Annotated in this window: 3 protein-coding genes and 1 pseudogene; 1 reads left to right on the top strand and 3 read right to left on the bottom strand. The window is 74.6% G+C overall.

The features are described 5' to 3' along the window. Both AB0J09_RS60220 and AB0J09_RS60215 read right to left on the bottom strand, forming a co-directional pair. Positions 1-1,029, bottom strand: a 1,029-nt coding sequence (locus tag AB0J09_RS60220; protein ID WP_360712749.1) for a serine/threonine-protein kinase, incomplete at its 3' end; no start/stop codon positions are given. Between the two features lie 10 nt (positions 1,030-1,039). Next, complete coding sequence (locus tag AB0J09_RS60215; RefSeq protein WP_360712755.1) at positions 1,040-2,491, bottom strand: hypothetical protein; 1,452 nt, start codon at positions 2,489-2,491, stop codon at positions 1,040-1,042. Positions 2,492-2,509: 18 nt separating this feature from the next. Here AB0J09_RS60215 and AB0J09_RS60210 point away from each other — a divergent pair, with 18 nt between their 5' ends. Further along, positions 2,510-2,917 (top strand): hypothetical protein, encoded by a 408-nt coding sequence (locus tag AB0J09_RS60210; RefSeq protein ID WP_360712752.1) that lies wholly within the window; start codon positions 2,510-2,512, stop codon positions 2,915-2,917. Positions 2,918-2,944: 27 nt separating this feature from the next. Here AB0J09_RS60210 and AB0J09_RS60205 read toward each other — a convergent pair. Next, positions 2,945-3,103 (bottom strand): annotated as a pseudogene (locus AB0J09_RS60205) (BTAD domain-containing putative transcriptional regulator); the annotation flags it as partial. Between the last annotated feature and the right edge of the window lie 190 nt (positions 3,104-3,293).

The following is a 3,293-nucleotide window of genomic DNA, read 5'->3' as shown; positions in this document are numbered from 1 at the left end:
CTCCTGGGTGAGCCCGGGCACGGCCTCGGCGGCGACGGCGTGGACGAGCGCGCCTGCCGCCGCGATCCTCGGCCTCCGCCTCCGCTTCGGGCCGCTGGGCGGCTCGGGCGACCCAAGCCGGCCCGGGGCGGGCGGCACGTCGGAGGCGGGTGACGCGCCGACGGTGGGCGGAACGTTGGGGAGGAGCGGTGCGGCGGCCGGGGTGGCGCCCGTCCAGGTACGTTCGACCACCTCGGTGGCCGCGGCCAGGCGGGTGCCGCCGACCAGGTCCGCCAGGAGCCGCTGGGCCGTCGGCCGCATGCGGGGATCCTTGGCCAGGGCCTGCTCCACGATCTGCCTGATCCCCTCGTCGAGCCCGTCCAGCCTGGGCCCCTCCTGCATGATCCGGTACACGACCTCCCCGGGCGCCCCGCCCCCGAACGGCAGCCGCCCCGTCCCCGCGAACGCGATCACCCCACCCCACGCGAACACGTCGATCGCGGGCGTGAGCGGCTCCCCGCGCACCTGCTCGGGCGCCATGAACGCGGGCGTCCCGAGTATCGCCTGGCTGGCCAGGGCGTCGTTCTCGACGAGCTGGGCGATGCCGAAGTCGATCACCCGGGGGCCGAGCGGCGAGAGCAGCACGTTGGACGGCTTGAGGTCGCGATGGATCACCCCGGCCCCGTGAATGGCACTCAGCGCGGTGGCGATGCCCACCGCGAGCGCCTCCAGGTTCCCGCCCGAGAGCGGCCCCTGATCGTGTACGGCATGCGCCAGGTCAGGCCCCTTGACGTACTCGGTGACGAGGTAGGCGACGTCACCGTCGATCCCCGCGTCCAGCACGGGCGCAGTGCAGAACCTGGCCACCCGCCGAGCCGCCGCGACCTCCCTCTCGAACCGCCTCCTGAAGGCCGGATCGCGGGCCAGCGCGGGATGGATGACCTTGACCGCGGCCAGGCCCCCGGTGGGCGTGGACGCGAGATGCACCTCGCCCATGCCGCCGCTGCCGAGCAGGCGCCGCAGCGTGTACCCGCCTATGACCTCGTTCATCGCAGACACATTAGCCAGACTCAGACAACTCAGGCCTTACCAGGGTGATCAGGTCATCCCGGGAGAGCGCGCTCCCCTGCTCGTACGCCCGCGCGTACCGCTCCTCACCGAGCCGGGCCCGCGCCTGGGCGGACACCCTGGCCACGTCGTGGTCACCGGCCGCGGCGACCCCACGCAGACCGCGGGCCGCGCCGAGGAGGAGGGCTGCCCGTTCGCAGTCGTCCGAGAGCACGGCCACGCCCGCCAGGCCCTCGACCGCCAGCGCCATGTGCGGGCGGCTACGCAGCTCGAGCGCCCTGGCCAGGGCGCTCGACTGCCGGTGGGCGGCCTCGGCCCGCTCGCCCTCCTCCGCGGCGATCCACCCCAGCGCCACCTGTGCCTGGATTTGGTCGAGCCCGCCGCCGTAGGAGCCCTCGGGCAGGGCGGAGAGGTCCTCATAACGGGCGCGGGCCCCGGCGCGATCGCCGTTCAACCTCGCGAGCCGGGCCAGCCCGAACATCGCCTTGGTCGTCGCCTCCACGGCTCCCGTGGCCAGCTCCAGTGCCTCCTCGCAGCCCTCCATGGCCGCCTCCAGGTCACCGAGCATGATCAGGCCGTCGGCTCGGCGGCAGAGCAGCTCGGCGCGGTCCTCCAGGGAGCCCAGCTCCTCGGCCAGCCGCAGCGCCTCGCCCATCAGCGTCACGCACCGCTCGCCCTCGCCCAGCCAGCCCATCAGGTCGGCCAGCTGGGAGATCGCCGTCATCATGCCCCACCGTTCGCCGAGCGAGGAGAACCGCTCGATCGAGAGCCGCAACTGCCGCTCGCTCTCCGCCAGGTCCCCGGCCGTGAGGAACGCCAGCACGCCCCTGCCGAGGTGATCGAGGCCGGCGATCCACGGGTCGGCGCTCTCGCGCATTCGGGCGGCGATGGTGTCAGCGAGCGCCTCGTTGGCCGGTCCCATGGCCATCGACCAGAAGAAGACGAGCTGGGGACGGGTCTCGACCAGGTTCACGGAGAGCATGAGCTCACTCGCCCGGTCCAGGTCCTGCTCGGGAGCGGGCAGCGCCGCGCCGAGCAGGCACAGGACGTACTCGCCCGCCAGCCCCTCCGGCGGGCCGTCGAGCGCGGCCAGCAGGGCGCGGGCGGGCGGGATCCCCTCGGCCCTGCGCCCGCGCAGCCACCAGTACGTGGACAGGTCCCCGAACAGCCGCAGCCCCAGCGCGGGATCGGCGCCGGCGGCCCAGTGGAGGGCGGCGTTCAGGTTGTCGCGCTCGGCGTCGAGCCTGGCCAGCCAGCCGAGCTGCTCGGCGCGGAGCAGGTGGGGCGCGGCCTCGCCCAGGAGCCGGTGGAAGTGCTCGGCGTGTGCGCGCCGCAGCCTCTCGGTCTCCCCGGCCTCCGCCAGCCGTTCCGCGCAGAGCGACTGGATGGTGCGGAGCATCCGGTAGCGGTCGCCCGCCACCTCGACCAGCGACTTCTCCACCAACCCGCGAGCGCGCCGGGCATGCCGCAGACCCGCTCTACCGCCTCGAGCGCGGCCCCGCCGTGGAACACGCTCAGCCGCCTGGCCAGCACCTGCTCGTCCGGCTCCAGGAGGTCCCAGCTCCACTCGACGACCGCGCGCAGGGTGCGGTGGCGGGGCGCGGCCGTACGGCTGCCTCTGGACAGCAGCCCGAACGCGTCGTCCAGCCGCGCCGCCACCTCCGCGACAGGCAGCGAGCGCAGCCTCGCGGCGGCCAGCTCGATCGCCAGCGGGAGACCGTCGAGCGCGCGGCATATGCGCACCACGTCGCCGGTGTTCTCGGCGTCCACCGCGAACCCCGGGCGCACGGCGGCGGCCCGCTCGGCGAACAACCTGACCGCGGGGGCCTCCATGGGCGGCTCGCCTGCCCGCGGCAGCGCGAGCGGGTGACGTGGAAGACGGTCTCACCGGGAGCTCCTCCAGCCGCACCACCTGCGTCTCCGCGAACGGCATGCCTCGCACATCGGCCAGCGCGGGCCCGCGCCAGAGCGCCAGGGCCGCGCCGAAGAGCGCCACCCGTCGTTCGAGGGAGCCGGCCGCCCGTCCCTCGGCGGCCAGGCGCTCGAACGCCAGCACATCGACCTCCTCGGGAGGCACCGCGAGCCGGTACCCGGCGGGATGGAACTCCACGGGCGCGTCAACCCCCAGCCCTCGGCGCAACCGGGACACCTGCGACTGCAACGCGTTCACGGCCCCGCCCCGCGGCCCGTAAAGGCCGTCGATGAGCCGATCGGCGCTCACCACCCGCCCCGCGTCCAGCAGCAGC

It is taken from the genome of Nonomuraea sp. NPDC049784 (genome assembly GCF_040659615.1).
GTDB lineage: Bacteria > Actinomycetota > Actinomycetes > Streptosporangiales > Streptosporangiaceae > Nonomuraea.
This window is presented reverse-complemented; position numbering and strand designations above follow the sequence as displayed.

Excerpts from the sequence above, each read along its gene's own strand:
- AB0J09_RS60210 (WP_360712752.1), top strand. The coding sequence starts at position 2,510 with ATGCCGCAGACCCGCTCTACCGCCTCGAGCGCGGCCCCGCCGTGGAAC.